General features: G+C 72.4%; 22 protein-coding genes. 6 read left to right on the top strand and 16 right to left on the bottom strand.

Annotated features, from left to right (window positions below):
* Positions 1 to 11 precede the first annotated feature (11 nt).
* From HHX35_RS06280 to HHX35_RS06290, 3 genes are all read right to left on the bottom strand, one after another.
* Positions 12 to 1,496 carry a serine hydrolase gene (locus tag HHX35_RS06280; RefSeq protein WP_259404882.1) on the bottom strand — a complete coding sequence of 495 codons (1,485 nt, stop codon included), beginning with the start codon at positions 1,494 to 1,496 and terminating at the stop codon, positions 12 to 14.
* 129 nt (positions 1,497 to 1,625) lie between these two features.
* A complete protein-coding gene (locus tag HHX35_RS06285; protein WP_182897946.1) occupies positions 1,626 to 2,114 on the bottom strand; it encodes a DUF1992 domain-containing protein in 489 nt (162 codons plus the stop codon).
* Positions 2,115 to 2,206: 92 nt separating this feature from the next.
* On the bottom strand, positions 2,207 to 3,085 hold the full coding sequence (locus tag HHX35_RS06290) for an NAD(P)-dependent oxidoreductase (RefSeq protein WP_182897947.1): 879 nt from the start codon (positions 3,083 to 3,085) through the stop codon (positions 2,207 to 2,209).
* A gap of 97 nt (positions 3,086 to 3,182) precedes the next feature.
* On the opposite strand from HHX35_RS06290, the gene HHX35_RS06295 reads away from it, so the two are divergent.
* The gene (locus tag HHX35_RS06295) at positions 3,183 to 3,524 is read left to right on the top strand and encodes a helix-turn-helix domain-containing protein (RefSeq protein ID WP_182897948.1); all 342 of its coding nucleotides are present in this window, start codon (positions 3,183 to 3,185) and stop codon (positions 3,522 to 3,524) included.
* A gap of 54 nt (positions 3,525 to 3,578) precedes the next feature.
* Here the strand turns inward: HHX35_RS06295 and HHX35_RS06300 are convergent, their stop codons facing one another.
* The 6 genes from HHX35_RS06300 to HHX35_RS06320 form a co-directional block, all read right to left on the bottom strand.
* A complete protein-coding gene (locus HHX35_RS06300) occupies positions 3,579 to 4,025 on the bottom strand; it encodes a hypothetical protein (protein ID WP_182897949.1) in 447 nt (148 codons plus the stop codon).
* Positions 4,026 to 4,083: 58 nt separating this feature from the next.
* Positions 4,084 to 4,923: a CDP-alcohol phosphatidyltransferase family protein gene (locus tag HHX35_RS06305; RefSeq protein ID WP_310738916.1), complete on the bottom strand. Its 840-nt coding sequence runs from the start codon at positions 4,921 to 4,923 to the stop codon at positions 4,084 to 4,086.
* Between the two features lie 113 nt (positions 4,924 to 5,036).
* Positions 5,037 to 5,162 carry a hypothetical protein gene (locus tag HHX35_RS43200; protein ID WP_259404822.1) on the bottom strand — a complete coding sequence of 42 codons (126 nt, stop codon included), beginning with the start codon at positions 5,160 to 5,162 and terminating at the stop codon, positions 5,037 to 5,039.
* A gap of 176 nt (positions 5,163 to 5,338) precedes the next feature.
* On the bottom strand, positions 5,339 to 6,733 hold the full coding sequence (locus tag HHX35_RS06310; RefSeq protein WP_182897951.1) for a CU044_5270 family protein: 1,395 nt from the start codon (positions 6,731 to 6,733) through the stop codon (positions 5,339 to 5,341).
* On the bottom strand, positions 6,726 to 7,349 hold the full coding sequence (locus HHX35_RS06315) for an RNA polymerase sigma factor (RefSeq protein ID WP_259404823.1): 624 nt from the start codon (positions 7,347 to 7,349) through the stop codon (positions 6,726 to 6,728). The genes HHX35_RS06310 and HHX35_RS06315 overlap by 8 nt, the downstream gene beginning before the upstream one ends.
* Positions 7,350 to 7,445: 96 nt before the next feature.
* A complete protein-coding gene (locus HHX35_RS06320; RefSeq protein ID WP_182897952.1) occupies positions 7,446 to 7,931 on the bottom strand; it encodes an SRPBCC domain-containing protein in 486 nt (161 codons plus the stop codon).
* A 135-nt stretch (positions 7,932 to 8,066) separates the two neighbouring features.
* On the opposite strand from HHX35_RS06320, the gene HHX35_RS06325 reads away from it, so the two are divergent.
* Entirely contained in the window at positions 8,067 to 8,555 is a 489-nt protein-coding gene (locus tag HHX35_RS06325; protein WP_182897953.1) for a DUF5946 family protein, read from the top strand.
* Between the two features lie 85 nt (positions 8,556 to 8,640).
* Here HHX35_RS06325 and HHX35_RS06330 read toward each other — a convergent pair whose 3' ends face one another.
* Positions 8,641 to 9,729, bottom strand: coding sequence for a L,D-transpeptidase (locus tag HHX35_RS06330; protein WP_182897954.1), 1,089 nt, complete (start codon positions 9,727 to 9,729; stop codon positions 8,641 to 8,643).
* Between the two features lie 173 nt (positions 9,730 to 9,902).
* Between HHX35_RS06330 and HHX35_RS06335 the strand changes: the two genes are divergently transcribed.
* Positions 9,903 to 10,511, top strand: a complete 609-nt coding sequence (locus HHX35_RS06335) for a cupin domain-containing protein (protein WP_182898407.1) — start codon at positions 9,903 to 9,905, stop codon at positions 10,509 to 10,511.
* Between the two features lie 56 nt (positions 10,512 to 10,567).
* On the opposite strand, the gene HHX35_RS06340 is transcribed toward HHX35_RS06335, so the two are convergent.
* Positions 10,568 to 11,110: a hypothetical protein gene (locus HHX35_RS06340; protein ID WP_182897955.1), complete on the bottom strand. Its 543-nt coding sequence runs from the start codon at positions 11,108 to 11,110 to the stop codon at positions 10,568 to 10,570.
* A 99-nt stretch (positions 11,111 to 11,209) separates the two neighbouring features.
* Between HHX35_RS06340 and HHX35_RS06345 the strand changes: the two genes are divergently transcribed.
* The gene (locus HHX35_RS06345) at positions 11,210 to 12,640 is read left to right on the top strand and encodes an aldehyde dehydrogenase (protein WP_220505093.1); all 1,431 of its coding nucleotides are present in this window, start codon (positions 11,210 to 11,212) and stop codon (positions 12,638 to 12,640) included.
* 128 nt (positions 12,641 to 12,768) lie between these two features.
* Entirely contained in the window at positions 12,769 to 13,302 is a 534-nt protein-coding gene (locus HHX35_RS06350) for a hypothetical protein (RefSeq protein WP_182897956.1), read from the top strand.
* A gap of 181 nt (positions 13,303 to 13,483) precedes the next feature.
* Here the strand turns inward: HHX35_RS06350 and HHX35_RS06355 are convergent, their stop codons facing one another.
* The gene (locus HHX35_RS06355) at positions 13,484 to 13,960 is read right to left on the bottom strand and encodes a MarR family winged helix-turn-helix transcriptional regulator (RefSeq protein WP_220505094.1); all 477 of its coding nucleotides are present in this window, start codon (positions 13,958 to 13,960) and stop codon (positions 13,484 to 13,486) included.
* Positions 13,961 to 14,046: 86 nt separating this feature from the next.
* On the opposite strand from HHX35_RS06355, the gene HHX35_RS06360 reads away from it, so the two are divergent.
* The gene (locus HHX35_RS06360; protein ID WP_182897957.1) at positions 14,047 to 16,146 is read left to right on the top strand and encodes an MMPL family transporter; all 2,100 of its coding nucleotides are present in this window, start codon (positions 14,047 to 14,049) and stop codon (positions 16,144 to 16,146) included.
* Positions 16,147 to 16,185: 39 nt separating this feature from the next.
* On the opposite strand, the gene HHX35_RS06365 is transcribed toward HHX35_RS06360, so the two are convergent.
* From HHX35_RS06365 to HHX35_RS06380, 4 genes are all read right to left on the bottom strand, one after another.
* The gene (locus HHX35_RS06365; RefSeq protein ID WP_182897958.1) at positions 16,186 to 20,586 is read right to left on the bottom strand and encodes an HAD-IC family P-type ATPase; all 4,401 of its coding nucleotides are present in this window, start codon (positions 20,584 to 20,586) and stop codon (positions 16,186 to 16,188) included.
* Positions 20,587 to 21,023: 437 nt separating this feature from the next.
* A complete protein-coding gene (locus HHX35_RS06370; RefSeq protein ID WP_182897959.1) occupies positions 21,024 to 21,374 on the bottom strand; it encodes an STAS domain-containing protein in 351 nt (116 codons plus the stop codon).
* A gap of 200 nt (positions 21,375 to 21,574) precedes the next feature.
* Positions 21,575 to 22,432, bottom strand: coding sequence for an SAM-dependent methyltransferase (locus HHX35_RS06375; RefSeq protein WP_182897960.1), 858 nt, complete (start codon positions 22,430 to 22,432; stop codon positions 21,575 to 21,577).
* Between the two features lie 169 nt (positions 22,433 to 22,601).
* Positions 22,602 to 23,105, bottom strand: a complete 504-nt coding sequence (locus HHX35_RS06380) for a VOC family protein (protein WP_182897961.1) — start codon at positions 23,103 to 23,105, stop codon at positions 22,602 to 22,604.
* Positions 23,106 to 23,284 lie beyond the last annotated feature (179 nt).

Raw genomic sequence — 23,284 nt, forward strand, 5'->3', positions numbered from 1 at the left:
CGCCCTACCCCTCATGTGTGGACGTTATCAACGGCCCGTCGCCGGAGGCGTACGGCGTGGACGAGGCGGGCGGCCACGACGGCGACGGCGGCCAGCGCTCCGGTGGCGGCCCAGACGTACAGCGCGAGCCAGACGTAGGTGAGCTGGTCCAGCGTGCCGACCCGGTTCAGCAGCACCCCGGCCAGCTCCGCCAGCCCCAGGTAGAACGCGACCGGAAGCGCGTAGGGGACCAGCCGCGCGATCACCCGCCAGACGCGCCGGTGTGCGCGGCGGCCGGCCCAGCGGCGGGAGCGCAGCACTCCGGCCACGCCGAGGGCCAGGTTGAGCAGCGAAAGGCCACCCAGCCAGGGGTCCGCCTCCGTGGTGAAGGGCACCGCGCCCGCGTCGGGCCGTCCTTCGATCAGGTCCACCAGGCCGTCGCTGATGATCAGCGCGTCGTCGCCGGAGATCATCCCGGTGTTGGTGACGACCGCGATGCCCCACTCGTCCCCGGGCAGGAGGGTCTGCGCGGAGTTGTGGGTGAGCAGCCAGCCGGTGTGCCGCAGCATCGGCGCCCCTCCGGCCGTCCGCTCGGCCGACCACCCCATGCCGTACGTGCTGCCGCCCACGCCGGACGGCGTCTGGGTGGTTTCGACGAGGTCCCGGGAGAGGGCGTCGCCGTGGCCGTTCTGTGTGATCAGCCATTTGGCCAGGTCGTCGGCGGTGCTGACGACCCCGTAGGAGCCGTTGACGAACCACTTCGGGTGCGCGCGCTCGATCACTTGGCCGTACGCGCGGACGTATCCGGCGCCCGCGCCGGGCAGCTCCTCCGTGGTGTCCACCGTCCGGGTGGACGTCATGCCGAGCGGCGTGAACAGCGTGGCGGCCATGAAGTCGGCGAACGGCGTCCCCGACACCACCTCGGCCAGCCGCGCCGCGACCGCGTAGTTGAGGTTGTGATAGATCATCCTGGTGCCCGGCGCCGCGGCGAGCGGCGCGGTCCTGAGCATCGCGACGGCGCTTTTGAGGTCGTCCGGCGCGGGGAGCGTCAGCTCGGGGAAGGTCCGGTCGCTCATGCCCGAGGTCTGCTGGAGAAGCTGCCGTACGGTGATCTTCTCAGCCCGGGCGTCGGCCATGGTGAACTCGGGCAGATATCGCCGAACCGGCGCGTCGAGGTCGATCCTGCCCTCGTCGGCGAGGCGCAGCACCGCCAGGGCCGTGAACGACTTCGACAGCGAGGCGAGCGGCATGGGGGTGTCCGCGGTGATCGCCTCGCCGCCGGCCGTGTCACCGTGCCCGGCGGCGTACACGACCCGGTCGCCCTTGACGACCGTCACGACGGCACCGGGCAGGTCCGTGCGCCGGATGTAGTCGCGTACGTAGCGGTCGACGGACTCCGCGGTCAGGCCGGGCCGTCCGTCCGGGGGTGCCGCCCGCGCTGCGGCGTCCACCGCCGTCGCTCCCGTCGTGAGCAGCAGCACACCGGCCAGACCGGCGGTCGCGGCGATTTCGCGCATGCGCACCGTGTTTCCCCTCCGAGCTCTTTCCGTTCGCAGGTCACGTACGGTACGAGCGGCCGGAGGGGCGGCACAGCGGGCGATCGGGAGGTCCTCACCTGACTTTCGTCAGGTCGCGGACCGGGCGGGTCAGCGGCGGCCGAACCACCGGAGGAAGGAGCGCTTCGGGCGCTTCGAGTCTTTCGGGTCTTTCGGCGGAGCGGGCTTCTTCTCGGCGACCGGATGAAGGGCCCGCCACTCGGCGGCGACCTCGTCCACGTCGATGAGCGGCTGCACGACCGGCGGCCCGGACAGGGGCTTGCGGTAGCTGTCGCGGATCTTGGCGTTCATCTCCTCGATGATCCTGCGCGCCTCGGCCTCGGTGCGCGCGCCCAGCGCCTCCGCCCTCGCCTCCTCGGCCTCCTTGCGCAGCGCCAGCGTCCCCGGCAGCGGGAACGACAGGTTCTCCGCGCGCATCTTCTGCTTGATCCACCACATCTCGTCGTGCGGCTTGCCCTGGCCGGGGATGGGCTTGCCGGCGCCCGGCAGGTCGTCGAACTCACCACGCTCGGTGGCCTCGCGGATCTGCCGGTCGATCCACGACTCGAAACTCACTCCGAGGGGCTTGCGTTCGGTCACGGCCTCACCTCGCTCGACGCGGTCGGCATCCTCCTGTGAGGATAACTTTCCCGCGTGGGCGGCCAGGGCCAGGGGATGGGCCAGGAGACGGATCAGGGCACCCGCAGCAGGTCGATCACCCCCGTGGTGCCCTCGCCGGCGTGGCCGTCCGCGAGCCGCCGCTCCATGAGGGTCGTGAAGGGCGTGAGCAGTTCGGGGCTGACCTTCTGCTCCTCGGCCGTACGCAGCAGGGTCGCGTTGCCCCGCACCATCATCGCGAGGTTGGACGTGACGTTCTTCGTGTAGTCGCCGCTGTCCAGATGCTCGGCCATCCCGTACGCGTACGGGGTCATCGCCCTCAGCCAGCCCACGACGAGATCGGCGAAGCCCTTGGGGGGGATCTCCTCCCGGACGAGCGCGAAGGCGTGCGCCACCCCCGCGAACATGCCCGTCATCGCGCTGAGCAGTGCCACGTCGTGGAGGGCGGCGAGCCCGGGGTCCTCGCCGGTGTAGACGGTGGCGGCGGGTACGGCCAGCGTGCCCGCGTGGGCCTCGAACACCGCCGGGGAGCCGCTGTAGAAGACGTACGCCCCGGAGCCGGGCACCCCGATCATGGGCGGGACCGCCATGACGCCGCCGTCGAGGAACCGGGCGCCGCGCTCCTCGGCCCACCGGGCGCGGGCGCGGGCCTCCTCCGGAGTGCCGGTGGTGAGGTCGACCAGGTCCTTGCCGGACAGGTCGGCGACGGCGAGGGCGTCGTCCACAGAGGCGTGGTCCAGCAGGCAGACGACCACCAGGTCGCTCGCGGCCACGGCCTCGGCGGCGGTCGCGGCGACGCGCGCCCCCTCGCGGGCGAGGGCCTCGGCCCGGCCGGCGGTGCGGTTCCAGACGGTCAGCGGATGCCCGGCGGCGAGCCAGGCGCGGGCGAGCGCGCCGCCCATCGCGCCCAGCCCGAGCAGGGACAGCGGAGACTTCTCAGTGTTGTGGGTCATGCCGATTAGGCTGGTCACGAGCCCAGAGACGATCAAGTACGCACTTCGAAGTGGGTGCTTACCGCGGGGTGAGCGAGCAGCGAGGAGGGGATGGACCATGCGGACCGCGCGGCGTCCGGGAGCGGCCGAATGCGGGATCGACGCGGCGACGGAGGTGATCGGCGGCAAGTGGAAGAGCTCGATCCTCTGGGCACTGAACGAACGCCCATGCCGTTTCGGGGAGCTGCGCAGGATGCTCCCGGGCGTGACCGAGAAGGTGCTCGCCTCGCACCTGCGCGAGATGGAGGCCGACGGCATCGTGCACCGCGAGGTGTACGACGAGGTGCCGCCGCACGTCGAATACTCGCTGACCCCGCTCGGCGTCACGCTGAACGAGGCGCTGGCGCCGCTCGGCGTGTGGGGACGGGTGCACCTCCTCGGCGGACGCGACGATCACTGACCAGTGGGGTGTCCACGGTGACCGTTCGTGGACTACCGGACCGGAATCCGGGTCTCAGGGTGTGGGCTCGTGGCCGGGCTGCCCGGGTGTGCGCCGCTGCTGCTTCAGCTCGGCCTCGTAGAGGTGGCGGCGCCCTCCGGCCAGTTCGTTGCGGGCCTGGCGTTCCAGCTCTTGGAAGGTCGCGTAGTAGCCGTCGTCGTACTCCTCGACGATCTGGAAGGTCCAGCGGCCCTGGATGACGTTGCGGCCGATCAGCTCGCGTTCGATCCGGTCGGCCCACTTGTCGTGCCCGGCCTGCCGCAGCAGCCGTACGGCGTTGTCCAGCTCGAAGTCCGCCGTCCCCGTGAGCTGGTGGAAGGAGTACAGGTGGCCTCTGACCCGGTGGATCGTCTCCAGCGCCTTGCTGAGCCTGCCCAGCGCGTCGACGGTGACGTCGTCCAGCCCCTCGGGGCGGCGGTGGCTGGGATCGGGCAGGCCGGCGGGCTCCTCGCGTTCGGTCATGTCCCACCGCTACCCCTCGCGGCGGCACCTCTATCCGTGCGGTCAGCGGTGAGGACGCTCAACCGGCGGGCGTCCCGGAGGCGGACGTTTCGGCGGACGTGCGGATCGCGGCCAGCGCGCGGTTCAGATCACGCGACGACAGCAGGAGCTTGTACATGATGAGGGCCTCGAAGAGGAGCAGCAGGGCGGCCGCGCCGATCGTGACCGGGATGACCGCGCCGAGCAGCGGGCCGACGATGAACACCGCCATCTGGAACTCGATGCCGCTGACCAGGTGTGTGCGGATCCGGTGCTCGCGCAGCCACTCGCGCATGCCGGGGTACCAGGAGAAGCGGCTGCGGAACTCCTGTTGCAGGTCCACGGCCTGCGTCAGGCGGACCCTGATCTCGTCGGGGTCGGTGTCAAGGTCCTCGTGTAACAGGGACGCCGGCAGCGCGGCCGGATCACCGGACACCGACTGTTCGTAGGTGTGCCGTAGTGTGCGGCGCATCTGGCGCCGGACCTTCGCGATCTGCAGGGCGTCGACGTAGCGCAGCATGTCGAGGAACACCACTGCGATGCCGAGAAGCAGGTAGACCTCCTGCCCCGTCGCGCGGTACTGCCCCCACATGAGCGCGGCGGTGCAGGCCAGCACCCGGATCCGGTCGAACACGTAGTCGAGCCAGCCGCCGAGGACCGTCCCCGTTCCCTTGAGGCGCGCGATCTTCCCGTCCATGCAGTCGAGAACGAAGCTCACGTGGTAGACGGCGGCCCCGGCGGCCAGCCACGGCCACTCGGCCTGAAGGAAGCACCAGGCCGAGCCGAGGCCGAGCACGAAAGCGCCCCAGGTGATCTGGTTGGGGGTGATGGACGTGCGGTTGGCGGTCGTCACCACCAGCCGGCCCGCCAGGGGATCCACCAGGAAAACGGTCCACCAGGCGTCGCGCGCCTTATATGTCCGAGAGCGTACGTCATGAAGCGTGAACGTCATTTGGGGGCTTTCTAGATTGTGGGGGGATTTCAGGGGAAACGTCAGAAGTCGTCGTCCAGATCTTCCGTTTCGTCCGCGTCGTCATTCTGGTCGAGGGCGTGTGCGTCGTCGCCCAGGTGCAGGTCGTCGTCGGCGTCGAGCAGTGCCGCCATTTGCTGGAGAAGCATCTTAAGCATGTTTTTGCCCTTTGACCGGCGTTTGTTTCGCTACTGCTCATCAAAGCATCGCCCGGCATCGCCCGTCGACTTTTTCCACAGCCCCTCTGGGCATGTGAAATTATCCGAAGAACCGAATTTCGGCTTTTTCGGTATATCTACGTTTCGTCTGCGGGCCGGGGCGCGGGTCAGTCGTGCCGCGCCGGCAGGTCGGGCTCCTCGTCGCTCCAGCTGCTGTCGTCGTACGCGACGAAGGTGCCGACGGTCACCGTCCGGCCACCGGCGTCCACGCCCGCGCTGCGGGTCTCCCTCGACAGGAACAGCCCGCTGCCGGGGTCGACCACCATCGTGACGTCGGTGCCCTCCTCGCCCGCCCGGTAGGTGAGGCCCTGGCCGGTACGGCCCAGCGCGTCGGTGACCTCTCCCACGGCGGTGATGCCGGGCAGCTCGGCCAGAATCCGGTACGCCGACGCCCGCACCTCGGGAGAGACGGGCAGCCCACTGAGGATCTCCGTGCAGGCTCCCTGCAGCCGGCTGTCCATCTCCCGCCGCGGGTCGAGCGCGTGGTACTTCTTCGTCTGCCGGCTGATCCGTGCCTTCAGGTAGTCCCTGAGCTTCTGCGTGCCGCTGGGAACGCGGTCCAGCTCGGCCCAGGTGAGCCGCTGCTTGGCCAGGAGACCGGGTGAACCGATCCACCCACCGGCAAGCCGTGACCCAATGGGCTCCTCCGGCGCGGCACGGACCTCGTCCCCCGGGCCGACGTCGCCGAGGCCCTCGACGTCGTGCGGATAGCGCCATTCGCGGGGCGAACCCGCGTCGCGCCACGCCGCCTCGTCCTCGGGGGTCGCCGGCTTCACACCGAGAGGCCGCGTGATCCTCCAGCTCGGCCGGGCGGGGTCGCGGGCCAGCCACATCTCCTCGGACAGCCCCCGCTGGAGCAGGTAGCGACGATCGGGCGAGAGGAACCGCTGTATGTAGGTCGTCTTCATGCGCCAGTAGGCGCCGGGCTCGTCGGATGTCCTGGCCGTGGCGGAGGCGGCGGCGAGCAGGATCTGGCGGGCGTTCGCCGCACCGCCCATGGTTTCGGCGACCGGCGTTCCCGCCGATGCTTCAGGGGCGGGAGTGAGCACCACCCGGCCTTCAGGTGCGACGGCCGTGGTGACGATCAGGGCGGCCGCAGCGGCCGCCCCCGCCAGCAGTGCTCCCACGGTGACCCGCCGCCCGGTGAAGCGGTGCCCGGGGAAGCGGGTCTCGGGGGAGCGGGTCTCGGGGGAGCGGCGCACGCCCCTCGCCCGGGACTGTCGCAGGCCCCTCCCGAAGCGCGCCGGCTCCTGCTCCGACGGGCCGTGATCCGGCCCGGGACCCGCTCCGTCCCCGCGCGGGTCGCCGTCCAGCGCGTACGGATCGTCCAGCGCGTACGGACCGTCCTGGGCGGCGAGGGCCAGCGCGGCCATCAGCCGGGCGCGGCCCGCGTCGAAGGCCGCGGCGGTGGGTGCGGGCTCGACGAGGAGGTCGCGGACGGCGGCCAGTTCGTCGGGTTCGGAGGTCCGGGGGGAGCCCGTCCGGCGGGTCAGGTCATCCATCGGTGCCTCCGATCAGGGGGTTGACGCCTCCCAGAGCCCCGCGAAGCTTCCGGCGCACCCGGCTGAGCCGCGAACCGACGGTGCCCGCGGGGATGCCGAGGGTCTGGGAGATCTCCTCATGGCTCAGTCCGGCGATCGCCACCAGGAGAAGGACGTCCCGATCGCCGTCGGACAGCCCGGCGATCCCCGCTGCCAGCGGCCCCTGTGCGCTCGCGGCGGTGACCCGCGCCGCCACCCGGTCCTCGTGGCCGGACACCGCTCCGCGGTCCACCGGCGCCCGCTGGAACGCCTCCAGCCTCCGGCTCTCGCTCCTGCGGTGCTGGGCGACGAGATTTGTGGCGATGCCGTACAACCAGGGCCGTACGGAGCCGCGGGCGGGGTCGAAGCCGTCGCGCTTGCGGAACGCGACGAGGAAGGTCTCGGCGGCGAGGTCGTCGGCGACCTGCGTGCCGAGCCGCGCCGCCGCATAACGGTGGATCTCGCCGAAATAGCGCTCGTAAAGCGCAGCGAACAGCTCCGGCCGATGCCACGACCGCTCGATGAGCACGGCGTCGTCGAGATCCGCCGGAGCTTCCGGGGGAGCGGGCATTCGCGAGGCGTCCCTTCTGTGGGTCATCACCTCTACTCCGCCGCAGGGCCCGATCGCTTTCACGCCGGTCTTTCCGGGAGGCTCACTCCCCCGCTCCCCGGACCGGCGGCGAGGCGGGACGGCTCAGGCGGCGGCGCGGGCGAGATTCTCGAGCCACCGCTCGTGGTTGGCCCGGAGCATGGACTCCCGGTAGAAGAGCGGCAGCAGCGGACCGGCGAGCGACTCTTCCACGGTGATCCTCGTGCGCCCGCCCTCCAGCGGCTCCAGGACGTGCCGGTCCACCGCCCGGTAGCGGCCGAGGAAGGTGCCCGTCCAGGTGAGTTCCCGCTGAGGGTCGACCACCGCGAACCGCGACCGCAGGGGCACGCCGTTCAGGCGCCACCGGAAGGACGCGCCGGGGCGTACGTCGCCGAGTTCGAGGATCCGGATGCCGGAGGCCCACGACGGCCACGTCCGCAGGTCGGCCATGACCGCCCAGACCCGGTCCACGGGCACGTCCACGACCAGCCGGGACGAGGAGGTCAGCTGGGCGTCGGGGTCGACGCGTCCCCGCGCGGCGTACTCGTCGTGCAGGACGGCCAGGGACGGACCGGAATAGAGCAGCGACATGACATCTCCAAGAGAGTAGTGCTCTGCAACGAGAGCAATGCTCTCTCTTTGCCGCGGGGCATGTCAAGAGCAGTGCTCTCTGAGTTGCGCGAAATGCCGTCGACACGGCTGTCGCCGGCTGCCTAGGGTGCGGGCATGACGGACAGCTCCGGTACGGGTCGGTGCGAGTGCGGCGCGCCCGCCGGTCCGCTGGGCGAGTGCGTGGACTACTACCACGCGATCCTGGCCGAAGAGCAGGCCGATCCTGAGATGTACAGGTGGCACACACCCGTGGTCTGCGCGTATCTCCTGCAGCACCCCGCCAGGGCCCACGACAAGTACCTCGACGGTCAGTTCCGCATGCTGCAGCTCTATCTGGACAAGGGCCTCGACGCGCTGCTCCGCGTGGCGGCGCATCAGGTGGCGCGCAACAGGCACGGGGCGCGGTCGGGCTACGACATGGCCCCGCTCGCGGAGTATGCGCCGCTGCCGCGGGGCGGATCCCCCGAGCCCTTCCGCGCCGGCTTCTGCGGGTTGCCGTTCAAGGACGGCAGCCTCGTTTCGGACGGATATCCGGCGTACGGCCGCCGTGTAGAGAGCATCGCGGAGGCGACCGTGGAGTCCTGGAGAACCCTCACGACCTGAGGCTCGAAAGGCGCCGGAAAGCAGGCGGCGCTCCCACCCTGGGCCGTACGGACCGGGGGCGGGAGCGCCGTGGGAAACGGAGGGCCTATCCCTGCAGGGCGTCCTGGTCGGCGGACGGAGAGGCCGAGGGCGACGCTGAGGCCGACGCCGAGCCGGCGGGCAGCGCGCTGCCGCGCTTCCACTGGTTCCAGTTCAGCTGCCAGTAGCTCCAGCCGTTGCGCCAGTCGAGCTTGCGCTTGGTGCCGGCGACCTCGATGACGTCGCCGCGCTGGCTGATGCCGTAGAACCACTTGGCGCCCGCGGGTGTGGCGCGCACGCAGCCGTGGCTCTGGTTCGACTTGCCCAGGAACTGGTAGTCGCCCGCGCTCTGGTGGACGTACTCGCCGCTGTCGGAGATCCGGACCGCCCAGGGGATCTCCAGCTTGTAGTAGAGCGGGTCCTTGGGGTCGGTGACGCCGAGCCAGGACGAGGTCATCGTCTCGACCCGCTTCTTGCCCATCGCGAGGTGCACGCCGGTGGTCGTGAGGTAGACGTCGACGCCGCCCCGCGGCAGGCCGCCGCGGCCCGCGCTGATCGGGATGGTCTTGGCCAGCTTCCCGTCGCGGCGCACCTTCATCACGTGCTTCCTGGTGTCGACCACCGAGATGTTGGCGGTGCCGACGGCGAAGCGGCGCGAGACGTCCTTGGCGGCCTCGTTGCCGGGGATCTGGCTCAGCCCGGCGGTGAACAGGACCTTCTGGTGCGGCTTCCAGTAGGTCTTGGTGCGGTAGACGACCTTGCGGTCGGAGACCCAGCGCCAGGCGCCCTCGGCGGGCTTCTCCGCCTGGACCTGCAGCACCGCTTCCGCGGCCGCCCTGTCGCGCACCGCGCGGTCGAAGGTGACGATGATCGGGAAACCGACGCCGACCCGCTCGACCTTCTCGCCCATGGGCGTGATGTCGGCGATGCCGAGCTTCGGCTTTCCCGCCTTGCGTGCCGTCTGGGACGCCGCGCGCGGGGCGAGTGCCGCCGCCTTGGCGTCCGGGGCCTGAGTGGCCGGAGCCTGAGTGGCCGTACCGGCCGCACCAGTGACTGATGCGGCGGGAGTGGTTGTGCCTCCCGCCGAGCAGGCCGTAGCGACGGCGATGGCGGCGACGGTCAGTGTGACGTGGGCCGCCCGCCGGAGGGTATTCACGGTCTACTCCTCATTGGGGGTGTTTCACAGGGAATTGCACTGACTTGGAACGTGCGAAACCGCTGTTTTGTGCGGCCGATTCCGTAACGATCAAGTAACGCCGGTTTAGACGGCCCCGCCAGGCCCGCGGACCCGCCGCGCCGCCCTGCCGTACGATCGGCCGCGTGCTGCTGATGACGCTGGACGCCTATCCCGGCGGTCCCGGGCTGTCCGCCCGCGACGACGAGGAGGCGCTGCGGATCGCCGCCGCGGCCTTCCCCGGCACGGATCCCGTCGTGGCGGTGGACGAGGACGACCCGGGCGCATCCCTCCGCTTCCTGCGCCGGGACGTCTCCGGGGCGTTCGTGGCGATCCAGGCGCGTCCCCCGGCCGCCGAGGCTCTCGGCCTGCTGCCCCACCCCGAGGGCGGGTGGTATCGCGAGACGTGGCGGGCGGCGGCTTCCGTCGAGCCTCCCGGGTACGGCGGCGCGCGGGCGACGGCGACGGGCATCTACTTCCTGCTCGAGCCGGGCGAGGAGTCGGTCTGGCACGCCGTGCGGTCCGACGAGGTGTGGCTGTGGCATCGGGGCGGGCCGCTGACGCTCGTGCTCGGCGGCGCGGGCGAGCGGCCCGGCCGGGAGGACGTCGTCGTCCTGGGCCCGGATGTGGAGAACGGACAGGTCCCGCAGGCGGTGGTGCCGGCGGGCACCTGGCAGGCGGCCCGTCCGGCGGGGGCCGAGGGCGTGCTGGTGAGCTGCGTCGTGTCACCCGGCTTCGACTTCGCCGACTTCACAGCCCTCTGAGCGACCGGCCCGGCGACCGGCCCGGCGATCGGCCCGGCGCGCCCCCGGGCCGCCGGTCAGGCGGTGGCGCCGGGGAGGCCGACCCGGTCGGGCACCTGGCGGGGCAGGCCGCGCAGCCACCCCTCCACGTCGGCGGGCCACCAGCGGCCCGCGGACAGCCCGCGCAGCGTCTCCTTGACGGCGCCGGCCGAGGCGGGGCTCGGCACCACCCGGGTCGGCGCGGCCCCGGCGAGCACGCCGAGCCACCAGTGGCGCCGGGTGGGCGTCAGGCCGTCGGGGTCGAGGACGATGTAGTAGTCGGGCAGCACCAGCCGCTCGGCGCGCAGCGCGCCGACCGCCGCCTCGACGGCGACCTCCAGGCCGCCCATCGGCGTCGTCCCGTCGAAGAAGCCGGTCCACGCCTCGCCGACCTCGGCCAGGGGATCGGCGTCGTGCAGCACGTACGTCGCGCTCGCCCGCGTGACCACGTCGGTCATCTCGGCGGGGGTCCGCTCTCCCCGGGTGATCGCCCGCACGTTGTGCAGACCCTCGAGCCCGGAGATCACCTCGGCGGCCCGCTCCCCGGCCACCACGACCACTGTGCTGCTCAGCCGTCGCATACGGGAAGTGTAGGAAGCCGGGTGATAACCGTACGTGCCGGGGGGTAGCGAGCACGGGGAGAGCGACCACGGCTGTGTGAGTAACGGGAGGAGAACCGGGTGCGGGACAGGGATCGCTGGGTGCTGACCGACGGCGCGTGGACGGCGAGCGCGAGCGAGCGGGACCGTACGGTCGCCGACCCGGCGACCGGGGAGCCGGTGGGCGACTTCCCCGCCGGGTGCGCCGAGGACGTGGAGCGGGCGGTCGACTCGGCCCGCCGCGCCCAGCCCGGCTGGGCCCGTACGGCTCCCGCCGAGCGGGCCGCGTGCCTGCACCGGATGGCCGACCGGATCGAGGCCCGCGGGGACGAGCTGGCCGAGCTGGTGACCAGGGAGATGGGCAAGCCGATCGGCGACAGCCGCGGCGGCGTGGCGGCGGGGATCGGCACGCTCCGGCAGTACGCCGAGCTGGGGCCGCTGCACCGGGGACGGAGCCTGCAGGGCGGCTGGGACGCCACCGACCTGATGGTCCACGAGCCGCGCGGCGTGGTCGCGGTGATCACGCCGTGGAACGACCCGGTGGCCATCGCCTGCGGGCTCGTCGGCGCGGCCGTGGTGACCGGCAACACGGTCGTGCACAAGCCGTCGGAGCGCACGCCGCACACCGGGGCGCTGCTCGCCGAGCTGATGGCGGCGGAGCTGCCGCCGGGGGTGCTGACCATGGTGCCGGGCGACCGCCACCCGGGCGAGGCCCTGGCCGCGCACCCGGGCGTCGACCTCGTCGCGCACGTCGGCTCGACCGCCGCGGGCCGGGCCATCGCCGCCGTGGCCGCGCGTACCGGCGCCAAGACCCTGCTGGAGAACGGCGGCAAGGACCCGCTGATCGTGGACGCGGGCGTGGACGTGAAGTGGGCCGCGGGACAGGCGGCGACCGGCTGCTTCGCCAACGCCGGGCAGATCTGCACTTCCGCCGAGCGCGTCTACGTCCACCGCGACGTCGCCGAGGAGTTCCTCGCCGCGCTCGCGCAGCGGGCCGAGGAACTGCGCATGGGGCCCGGCATGGACGAGGAGACGGCGCTCGGGCCGCTCGTCGACCGGGCCCAGCGCGACATCGTGGACCGGCACGTACGCGGCGCGATCGAGGCGGGGGCACGACTGCTTACCGGCGGATACGTGCCCGAGGGGCCGGGGGCCTTCTACCCGCCGACCGTCCTGGCCGACTGCACGGAGAACATGGACGTCATGCGCGAGGAGACGTTCGGGCCGGTCGCGGCGGTGCGGGTGGTCGAGTCGTTCGACGAGGCGCTTGAGCTGGCCCGCGAGTCGAGGTACGGCCTGGCGGCCACCGTCCTCACCCCGTCGATGGCCAACGCCCAGCGGGCCTGGCGCGAGCTGCCGGTGGGCACGGTGAAGATCAACGCGATCTTCGGCGGAGCGCCCGGCGGCGCGGCCCAGCCGCTCCGGGCCAGCGGGCACGGTTTCGGGTACGGCCCGGAGCTGCTCGACGAGATGACCCACACCAAGGTCGTCCACCTGAGCCCGCTCCCCTGAGCCGATCGTCGGGGCCCGCTGCCAAGAGATTCTGAGCTTTGACCCGACACTGAGCACGGGGCGCGCGATCGGCGGCGGCGTGCTGCCTACCGTCTTCCTCGTACGATCCGTGACCTCGGGGGAGACTCATGATCATCTGCTCGGCCGCCGCCGCCCTCGCCGCGACCCTGATCGCCGGACCGGTCGCGTCCGCGGACCCCGCGCCGCCCGCGGGCCCTTCCACGGGCGGCACGGCGCCGATCGCGGCGCCGCCCGACACGGCGGTCTACAACCCCTACTACGGGCCTTCCGGCCCTGACAACGGCCCGGGGTACGCGCCCGCGGCCATGCCCGTCGCCATGCCCGTCGCCGCAGGCCCCGCTCCCCTCATGGGGCAGGCCGCCGAGCCGAAGCAGGCCGTCTATCACACGAAGAGCAAGGACGGCGTGCGGAAAGACGTGTTCATCGTCCCGATCTCGGACGACCCCTCCAAGCCGATCACGCTGCCCGACTTCGGCTTCCAGAAGTTCCAGGTGACGGACAAGCCGCGCGCCCACACTCCGCACGCCCACACCCCGCGCACGCACAAGTCCCACGACCACACGGCGCGGCAGCACCGCGCAGTCCGAGGAGGGGGGAAGAAGCACCGCCACGGCGGCAAGGGCCTGCGCCGCCACCGCTGACCGACCGCCGGCCGCCACGATGTGGCCGGACTCCTCGGTGCTCGACTCCGGTGCTCGACTCGGTGCTCGAACTCTCGTGGTGATGTCCCAGGAGGCGCCTGTGGGCCAGGTAGGACGGAACCCTGTCCCGTGGTGCGCGCGGTCTCCCGGTCGGCCGTGATCCACTGAGGCCGCTCCGCCGTCACGCGTCGTCGTCGGCCGTCTCCTGCCTGGCCGCGACGACGGCCTCGATGCCCCGTCCGAGGAAGCGTCCGATGACCCGGCGCTCCTCTGGGGTGAAATCTTCGAGCGCCGCCGACATCCGCCGCCCGAGCGGCGCGAAGAACCGGCTCGCGAGGGCCGCCGCCTGCTCGTGCATGGCGAGCTCCACCTTGCGCCGGTCGCCGGTGCTCCGGTGCCGCGTGAGATGGCCGGCCTGCTCGAGCCGGTTGATCAACGCGCTGGTGGCGGGCGCGCTCAGATTGAGCGCCGCGCCCAGAGCCCCGGGGGTGAGCGGTCGCCCCTCGCGCGAGGCGTCCATGATCACGGTGAGCGCGTCGAGGTCCGTGCGGTGCAGTCCGTGGCCGACCGCGAACTGCTCGGCGAACCGGTCGACCTCGACGTTGAGGCGCCGCATCAGGTTCATCAGCTCGAAGGGATCCACGGTCTCCTCGGCCACACGCACCACCTCCCGCGTTGCGAACCATCCCCGGCCCACCTAGTCTTTCCACGGTAGAAATATTCCACCATGGAAAGAGATGGCGGATGAGGCGAGCAGAGCTTAGTGGATCGGCGGCGCTTTCGGGCCCCCGCGGCAAGTGGCTCGCGGTCGTCCTGGCGATCGTCGTCTCCGGCCTGGCCCTGGCGTTCGGGGGCGCGTCGAAGGTGAACAGCGACCCCGCCGCCGCGCTGCCCAAGGGCGCGGAGTCGGCCACGGTGGCCCGGTTGCAACAGCGGCTGCCGAGCGGCCAGCTCGCGCCGGCCCTGGTCGTCTACAGCCGTGACGGCGGGCTGTCGTCGCAGGACCGGGCGTCGATCGACGCGGACGCGCGGCGGCTGACCGTCCTTGCGGCGGGCGGGAGGGTGCCGCCGCCCGTCTACGCGGAAAAAGGCGACGTGGCGCTGCTGAGCGTGCCGCTGCCCGGCTCGCTGCCGCTCGCGGATCTCACGGACGACGTACGGAAGATCCGTGCGGAGGCCGCGGCCGGTCTGCCCGCGGGGGCGCGGGCGCAGGTCACCGGCCCGGCCGGGTTCAAGGTCGACCTTGCCGGGGTGTTCGACGGCGCGAACTTCACCCTGCTGGCGGTCACCGCGTCGGTCGTCGCGCTCCTGCTTCTGGTCACCTACCGCAGCCCGTGGCTGTGGCTGGTTCCCCTCAGCGTCATCGGTGTCGCCGACCAGGTCGCGGCGAAGATCGTCGCCATACTCACCCGCACGGTCGGGCTGACCGTGGACGACTCGACCCTCGGCATCACCTCCGTGCTGGTGTTCGGCGCGGGGACCAACTACGCGTTGCTGCTCATCGCCCGCTATCGGGAGCAGCTTCGCCTCCAAGACGACCGGCACCGGGCCATGGCGCGGGCCGTCCGCTCAGCGGCCCCCGCGGTCCTGGCCAGTTCGGCGACGGTCACGCTCGCCCTCGTGACGCTGGCCCTCGCGGACTCGCCGACGGTGCGCGGCATCGGCATGGCCGGGGCGATCGGCATCGTGACCGCCGTCTGCTACGCCCTGCTTGTCCTTCCCGCCGCGCTCGTGCTGTTCGGCCGGGGGCTGTTCTGGCCGTTCGCTCCGCAGAAGGGGCAACCGGATCCGGCTCGCGGCGGCGTGTGGGCGCGCGTGGGCGGCGCGGTGTCGCGGCGGCCCGCGCTGATGACCGTGGTGAGCGTGGCGGTGCTCGCCGTGCTGGCCCTGGGTGCCGCCGGGTTGCGGGTCGGTCTGTCGCAGACGGAGCAGTTCCGGGAGAGGGTGGAGGCCATCGCGGGGCAGGAGACGCTCAGCCGCGCCTTCCCGGCCGGAAGCGCGCAGCCGCTCGTCCTGATCTCCCGTGCCTCCGCGGCCGGACAGGTCGAGGCCGCCGCCTCGGGCGTGCCCGGGGTTGTGCGGGTCACGCCCGGCGACCGCACCGCCGAGTTGGCCCGGGCCGACGTGGTGCTGCGGGCGGAGCCGGGCACAGAGGCCGCGTTCTCGGCGGTCCGTGCGCTGCGCGCGGCGGTGCACGCGGTGCCCGGAGCGCAGGCCGTCGTCGGCGGGCAGGCGGCCGCCGACCTGGACGAACGCGACGCCGCCACACACGACCAGAGACTGATCATGCCGCTCGTGCTGGGAGTGGTGCTCCTCGTCCTCCTTGTCCTGCTCCGCTCGGTGGTCGCGGCGGTGACGCTGGTGCTGACCGTGATCGCCAGCTTCGGGGCGAGCTTCGGCGCGGGCTGGTTCGCCTTCCGGCACCTGTTCGGCTTCCCCGCGCTCGACCTCGACGTCCCGCTGCTGAGTTTCCTGTTCCTCGTGGCGCTCGGGATCGACTACAACATCTTCCTCGCCACCCGGGCCAGGGAGGAGGCGGCGGAACAGGGCACCCGCGAGGGGGTGGTCACCGCCCTCGCGGTGACGGGCGGAGTCATCACGAGCGCCGGGGTCCTGCTCGCCGCCGTGTTCTCCGTGCTCGGCGTGCTGCCGCTGATCACGCTCACCCAGATCGGGGTGATCGTCGGGTTCGGCGTGCTGCTCGACACGGTCCTCGTGCGCAGCGTGCTCGTCCCCGCGCTGGTCACGTCGCTGGGCGACCGCTTCTGGTGGCCCGGCCACCCCGCCGCCGGGGCACGGCCCACGCGCACGTCCACACGGCCGGCGGAGGCGGCCCGCCCCTGACCGCCGTACGAACCCACCGGCGGGCGGCGGTCGGCGCGGTCAGGCAGGGACGGGCAGGTGGGCCGTGGTCCTGCGGCGTTCGGCCTCGGCGCGGGTCGTCGCCTCCCTGACCGGGCGCTGCACGAGCATCCCCACCAGCGTGGCGGCGGCCGCGCTGCCCAGCCCGATGACCCAGCCCGCCGGGCCGAGGGGCCGGCATCCGAAGACGGCGCTGACTCCCGGCACCGTGACGATGAGCCACAGGACGGCCAGCGACGACAGCGCCGCGAGCACGACGATCCTGTCCCGGCCGCCGCCCGCGAGCGTCTGCAGGAGCTGCGCGGACACGAGCGCCACCAGACCGACGGTGTTCGCGCGCACGCGGGTGCCGGTCATGCGGCCCAGGATCCACGCGGCCGTCGCCGCCGCCGTCGTGACCGCCGCGCGCAGATAGATGTCGCGGGTCAGCGACGCGCCCAGCGACGCCTCCGGGCCCTCGGCCAGGAGCTTGTCCGGATCGGTCGAGGCGGGCGGCCGTACGGCGACCGCCATGGCCGGCACCATGTCGGTGAGCAGGTTGACCAGCAGGAGCTGCCGGGCGTTGAGCGCGCTCCCGCCGGCCAGCAGATTGGTCCCCACGGTGAACGCGATCTCGCCGATGTTGCCGCCGAGAAGGATGCTCAGCGAGTCGCGCACCGAGGTCCACATCGCCCTGCCCTCGACGATGGCGTCCACGATCGTCTCGATGCGGTCGTCGGTGACGACGAGGTCGGCGGCGGCCCGCGCGGCGGGCGTCGCGCGGGACCCCAGGGCGATCCCGACGTCGGCGGTGCGGATGGCGGGCGCGTCGTTGGCGCCGTCGCCGGTGACGGCGACGACCTCACCCGCGCGGCGCAGGCACGTGACGATCCTGGCCTTGTGCGCGGGCGTGGTGCGGGCGAAGACCGCCACGTCGGGCAGCACCTTGGTCAGCGTCTCGTCGTCGAGCTCGTCCAGCTCGGGGCCGGTCATGACGCGCTGGCCGTTCAGCGCGTCGAGTTCGACCGCGATCGCCTCGGCGGTGCTGGGATGGTCGCCGGTGACCATGACGATCCGCACCCCGGCCCGCACGAGGCGCCTGACGCTCTCCGCGGCCGTCGGCCTGACCGGGTCGGCCAGGCCGAGGAAGCCGAGGAAGCACAGCTCCTCGATGCGCGACTCGTCGAGGTCGCGCCGGTCGGAGGCGGGCCGCTGCGCGACGGCGAGCACGCGGTAGCCCTGCCGGGCCAGCCGCTCCACCTCGCGCTCCAGCTCCATGCGCACGGTCTCGTCGCAGGCGACCGGGCCGGTGTCGCGGTGCACGGTGGTGCAGTGGGTGAGCACGATCTCGGGGGCGCCCTTCACGCTGAGCAGGTGCCCGTGCTCGGTGCGGCCGAGCACGGCGTGGTAGCCCCGGCCCGGCTCGAACGGCATCTCGTCCACGCGCTCCCAGCTCTCGAACCCTTCCTGGGGCGTGACGTCGAGCCGGTGCGCGCCGTCCAGCACGGCGCGGTCGGTCGGATGGGCGATCACCCGTCCCCCGCCGGACTTGGGGCTGGCCCGTACGGCCGCGGCGAGGACGCGCCGCAGCCCGGTGTCCGCCTCCTCGACCGGACGGCCCGCCCGCCCGTCCGACAGGTGCCGCAGGCTGATGCGGCCCTCGGTCAGCGTGCCCGTCTTGTCGAAGCACAGCACGTTGACCCGGCCCAGCGCCTCGATGGTGGACGGGTTGCGCACCAGGGCGGCGCGCCTGGACAGCCGCCGCGCGGCGGCCAGCTCCGCCACGGTGGCGACGAACGGGAGCCCCTCGGGCACGGCGGCGACCGTCAGGCTGACGGCGGGCGTGAGCGCCGCGGCCAGCGGCCGTCCGCGCAGGAGGTCGGTGACGAGCAGCACGACACCCGAGGCGATCGACAGCGGCAGGATGCGGCTGCTCAGCTCCCGCAGGCGCAGCTCGACGCCGGTCGGTGGGCTCGGCTCGCCCGCGAGCCTCGCGCTGCGCCCCGACTCGGTCATGTCGCCCGTCGCGACGACCACCGCCCGGCCGCTGCCCGCCGCGATCGAGGTGCCCTGGTAGACCATCGAGCTGCGGTCGGCGATGGCCGCCGCCACGGTCGGCGCGGCCGTCTTGGCGACGAGCTGGGACTCGCCGGTGAGCGTGGACTCGTCCACCTCCAGCCCCACGGCCTTGATGACGCGGGCGTCCGCGGGCACGGCGTCCCCGGCGCGCAGCTCGATGACGTCGCCGGGCGCGAGCTCGTCCTTCGTCGTCTCGACGACGCCCTCGGGGCGGCGCAGCCGTACGAGGACCTCGGTGGACTCGGTCAGGCGGTGCAGCGCCCTGTCGGCCTTGAACCGCTGCACGCCGCCGAGGAAGGCGTTGATGACCATGACGCCACTGATCAGCACGGCGTCGAGGGCCGAGCCGACGAGGGCCGAGATGCCCGCGCCGGTCGCGAGGGCGGGCGTGAGCGGGTTGGCCAGCTCCTCCAGCGTGGCCCGGGCCAGCGAGTGCGGCCCCTCCGCCTCCTCGGGCGCGGCCTCCGCGCGGCGCCTGCCCGCCTCCAGCTCGGCGATGCCCTCCGAGGAGGAACGGAGCCGGGAGAGCACCTCACGCGCGGACATGGCGTGCCACGGGGTGGTGTCGGCGCGGGCCGGGGTGGGGATGCGGCCGGCGTTCTGCCCGTCCCACTCGCCCAGCACGATGGCGGCCAGCGACACGGCGGCGCTGGCGAGCTGCGCCCGGCGCAGGGCGGTGCCGGCCGGGCCCGCGACGGCCAGCAGGGTGCCGACGCACGCGCCCGCCGCGCCGAGCTTCACGCCGTTCCCGCTGTTGCTTCGCGCCCGGGGCAGGCAGCGCAGGAACAGGTGGACGCCGTGCAGCTCGCCGGCGATGTCGGCGTCCCACGGCACCACGCGTCCGGGCTCGGCGGCCGCGGGATCGACCATCCCGAGGCCGATGTCGGCCTGGGTGAGCGCGTGACAGGCACCCCTGGACACGACGACCACGCAGTGGCCCGCCGCCTGCAGGTCGTGCACGTGCTCGGCGAGCTCGGGGCCTCCGGGCAGCGTCCGGCCGATCGCGAGGCGCTGCGCCAGGCCCTCGTCGTCGCCCGCGAGCAGGACCGTACCGGCCGCCTTGGCCGCGCCGACGACGGGTACGGCCAGGGCGTCGATCTCCGGGGCGAGACCGGCGACGGCGACCCGGGCGCCGTCCCTGGACACCTCCACCGCACGCAGCCCGCGTGAGCGCCAGAGGCCGGCGTCCGAGAGCAGGGGTTCGGGGTCCGGCAGCGGGCGGACCGACCAGCCCTCCACGGTCCTGGTGTGGCCGGGGTCGGAGAAGTCGATGAGGGAGTAGAGCCGGGAGTACAGCTCGTCGGTGTCCTCCCCCTCACGCAGCGGCTCGACCCGGTCGATCGTCCACGAGCCGGTCGTCAGCGCGTCGGCGTGCAGGACGACGGTGTCGACACGGTCCATCTTGCGCAGGCAGCCGGCGTCGAAGACGACCGTGTCGTGCCTGCCGAGCGCGCGGCTGATCGCGCCCGCGAACGCCTCCCGGCTGAGGTCGGCGACCCGGGGGGTGGCGGAGATGAGGACGGACGCGGCCCGTTCGCCCCGCGTGAGCACCCGGGTCACGGCGTACGCGGCGGCGCTGATCGGGGCGACCACGTCGGCGTAGCGCTCGATCGGCCCGTGCGGCAGGTGGGTCGGGCGCCGCCGGGCCTCGGCCCTGATGTGGTGGTAGGCCCCCGGACGCGTGGCCAGCCGCTCCTCCAGTCCCTCCCAGGCGTACCTGCTGGCCCTGGTCTCGATGTAGCGGCCCACGTTCGCGGCGGCCTGCACGAACAGCGCGGTGGGGCGGAGCGTGAGGGTCTGCGTGACGAGGTTGGCGGTGGTGAACAGGGCGTCGGTGGGACGGCGTCCCAGCCGGTGGTCGAGCTGCTCGCGGATCGCGGGCGTGGCGTTGGCCAGTTGCAGCAACGCGGGCACGACCGCCGGGAGCCGAGGGGCCCGGATCGCCTTGCCCAGGAAGATCAGCCCGATTCCGGTGACGCCGGCCGTCAGTCGCACGGTCGCCCGAAGGTGCTCCTCCACGAGGCGGACGGGGCTCTCGTGGGCGTGCTCCTCCTGCTCGTCGAGCTCCGTGGCGACGGCCAGCAGCTTGTCCTGGTCGACCAGGTCCGGGTCGCAGGCGACGAAGACGGCGGCGATGCGGCCGTTGACCTCGGCGCGCTCGACGCCGGGGACGGTCTCCAGCCGCTCCTCCAACTGGTCGGCCGCCGCTTCGGAGCCGGGCCGGCCGATCCCGTGCAGGTTGATGCGCAGCCCGCCGGGGCAGACGTGCACCTCGTGAGGGCATGGAATCAGTTCGCGGAACGGCTCGGGCAGCACGCCGCGCAGCAGGGCCGCGGACGTCGTGAGCACCTGATTCAGGAACATTCGGCTCTCCAGCAGACGGGAGCCCGGACGCCGGGTCCGGGGCGGAGCGGGCGGCCGCACCGGCGGATCAGCCGGTCGGGCCAGGTCGCCTCGTCACCGCGGCGCGAACGCGCGGCGGTGGCTGCGCCACGTCGGCGGATGGCCGCCTTCGGCGGCGGGCTGCCGGAGTGCCCGGAAACAACTCATCACCCCTCCTCGCGAGAGTCGGGGGGAACTCACGGATGGATTTCGCCTGAACCCGTACGAAGGCTCAGGCGCTGGTCATAACGGTCGTACGACCGTCCTCGGATACCTTTCCTCCATCCGGAGCACGAGAAACGCGGGAATGCGAGAAACGCCGGAGTGCGAGAGACGCAGAGGGGTGCGAGAGACGCGGGGGTGCGAGAAAGGCGCCGCCCGCGATCGGCGCGGTGGGGGGTCCGCGCCGGGCCGCGAGGTCACCCGATGGTGAAGGCGGGCCAGTCGAGCAGGGTGAGCAGCTTGTGCAGGCCGGGCTTGACGTTGTGCAGCCGGATCGGCCGGCCCAGGGGGATGTCGGACAGCAGGGCCAGGGCGCGCAGGCCGTAGAGGTCGATGAACTGGAGCTCGGCGACGTCCACGGATCCTGTCCCCGGCCTCGTCCACTCCCTGTGCAGGGTGTCGGCGATGGCGTCGCCGTTGGTGAGGTCGATCTGCCCGATCAGTCGTACGGAGCCGTTCTCCGAGGCGCGTACGACCAGTTGCTTGTCGAGGTAGAGCAAGGTCTTTTTGTTCAGAGCCGATTCGAACGACCCATTGACGGTCATCATGTCGGTGCCGCCTTCCTGTAGAGGGGCAGCCACCTCCGAGCATCACCGTCGCTGCTCACCGATGTCAACCGAACGGCCGTCCGGGTGGCCGTACGGCCGATCGCCGCTCCGTCGTCGCATGACCCGCTGCCTGCGACGACGCGCTCCCGGCCGTACGGTTGCGCAGTGACGCAACTCACGTTTATCGCAAGAAGAGCGTTTCAGGGTTTGCGCGCCACGCCGCCGACGAAGGTGTGGTAGGTGATGCCGCGCTCGACGAACGCGTCGGGCTCCGGCCGCCATTCGGCGAGCGGCACCAGGCCGGGTTCGAGGAGCTGCATGTCGCCGAAGAAGGTCAGGATCTCGTCGCGGGAGCGCCACCGGCCCGTGCCGAGGTTCTCGTTGAACAGCTTCTCGGCCGAGGTCGCCTGCGCCGACACCTCGGGCATGCCCGGCCCGGGGTTGTGGAAGTGGGACAGCGCCAGATAGCTGCCGGAGGGCAGGGCGTCGCGGAAGCGTGCGGCGATCCCCTGGGGGTCCTCGTGGTCGTTGACGTGATGCAGGATCGCGAACAGCAGCAGGGCCACCGGCTGGTCGAAGTCGATGAGCGCGCGGATCCCGGGGTGCGTCAGGATCGACTCCGGGTCGCGGATGTCGGCCTCGACGACCGTGGTGCTCCCGTTGGTGGCGAGCAGCGCCCGGCCGTGCACGAGCACGATGGGGTCGTTGTCGACGTAGACGACGCGAGCCCCCGGGGTGACCTCCTGGGCCACCTCGTGCACGTTGCCCTGCGTGGGCAGGCCCGAGCCGATGTCGAGGAACTGCCGGATGCCCGCCTCGGCCGCCAGGTGGCGGACGACGCGCCGGAGGAAGGCGCGGTTCGCCCGGCCCGCCGCGGGGGCGTCCGGCGCGATCCGCAGCGTCGCCTCGCCCACCTGCCGGTCGATGGCGAAGTTGTCCTTGCCGCCGAGGAAGAAGTCGTAGACACGGGCGATGCTCGGCTTGCTCGTGTCGATCCTGGTGTTCTCCCGGTCGTGCTCGGCCGGGGCGTCGCCCGCGTGCTGGTCGTTGTCGGCCATGGCCCGTCCTGTCCCTCGCTGCACCGGTTCAGATCATGATCATGATCATGGTAAGGCCGCCGGGCGTCGTATGAAGGATGTTTGCGATAAGTGGCACGAACAGGTTGGTCAACGGATAAGACCGGCCGCGTTGGGCGGCCGCAGGAAGAGGCCGCCCACGAGCGCCGGATCAGACGCTGACGCCGACCCCGCCGCGCGTCTGCGCGCCGTACCGCTCCAGTTCCTTGGCGAGGTCGAGCGGCTTGATCTGGGCGCGCCCGTCGAGGATCTCGTCGGTGAGCAGGTCGGCGGGCACCAGCCAGGAGACCTCGAACTCAAGCCCGTCAGGATCCTTCGCGTAGAGGGCCTTGGTGGTGGAGTGGTCGGACGCGCCGATCAGTGCGTTCATCTCCGTCAGCCTGGTCGCGATCCGGTGCAGCTCGGCAAGCGTGTCGACCTCCCAGGCGAGGTGGTAGAGGCCGACCGTCGCGCGCCCGGCGGACGACGGCCCCGCCTGCGCCCCGATCTGGAACAGCCCGAGGTCGTGGTCGTTCGAGGAGCCCTCGGCCTGCAGGAACGCCGCCCCGGGGAACGCCTGCACGACGCGGAACCCGAGGGCCTCCTGGTAGAAGGCCACACTGCGGGAGACGTCCCGCACGTACAGCACGGCGTGGTTGAGTCGCTGGACCGGCATGGCGCCCTCCTGAAAACTTGAACTCTCAAGTAATCGTACCTCGGTGGTTTCCCGGAAACTGTCGGTGGCAGGTCGTACCGTGGCCACCGGGCAGCCGCCAGGGGTGGCGCAGCCGCCCACCGGCGCATCGCACGGCGCCGGAAGTGGGCGGTCCGGCGAGGGGCGCCGGCGACGAGGCC

This window comes from Microbispora sp. H10830, from assembly GCF_014161375.1.
GTDB classification, from domain to species: Bacteria; Actinomycetota; Actinomycetes; order Streptosporangiales; family Streptosporangiaceae; genus Microbispora; species Microbispora catharanthi.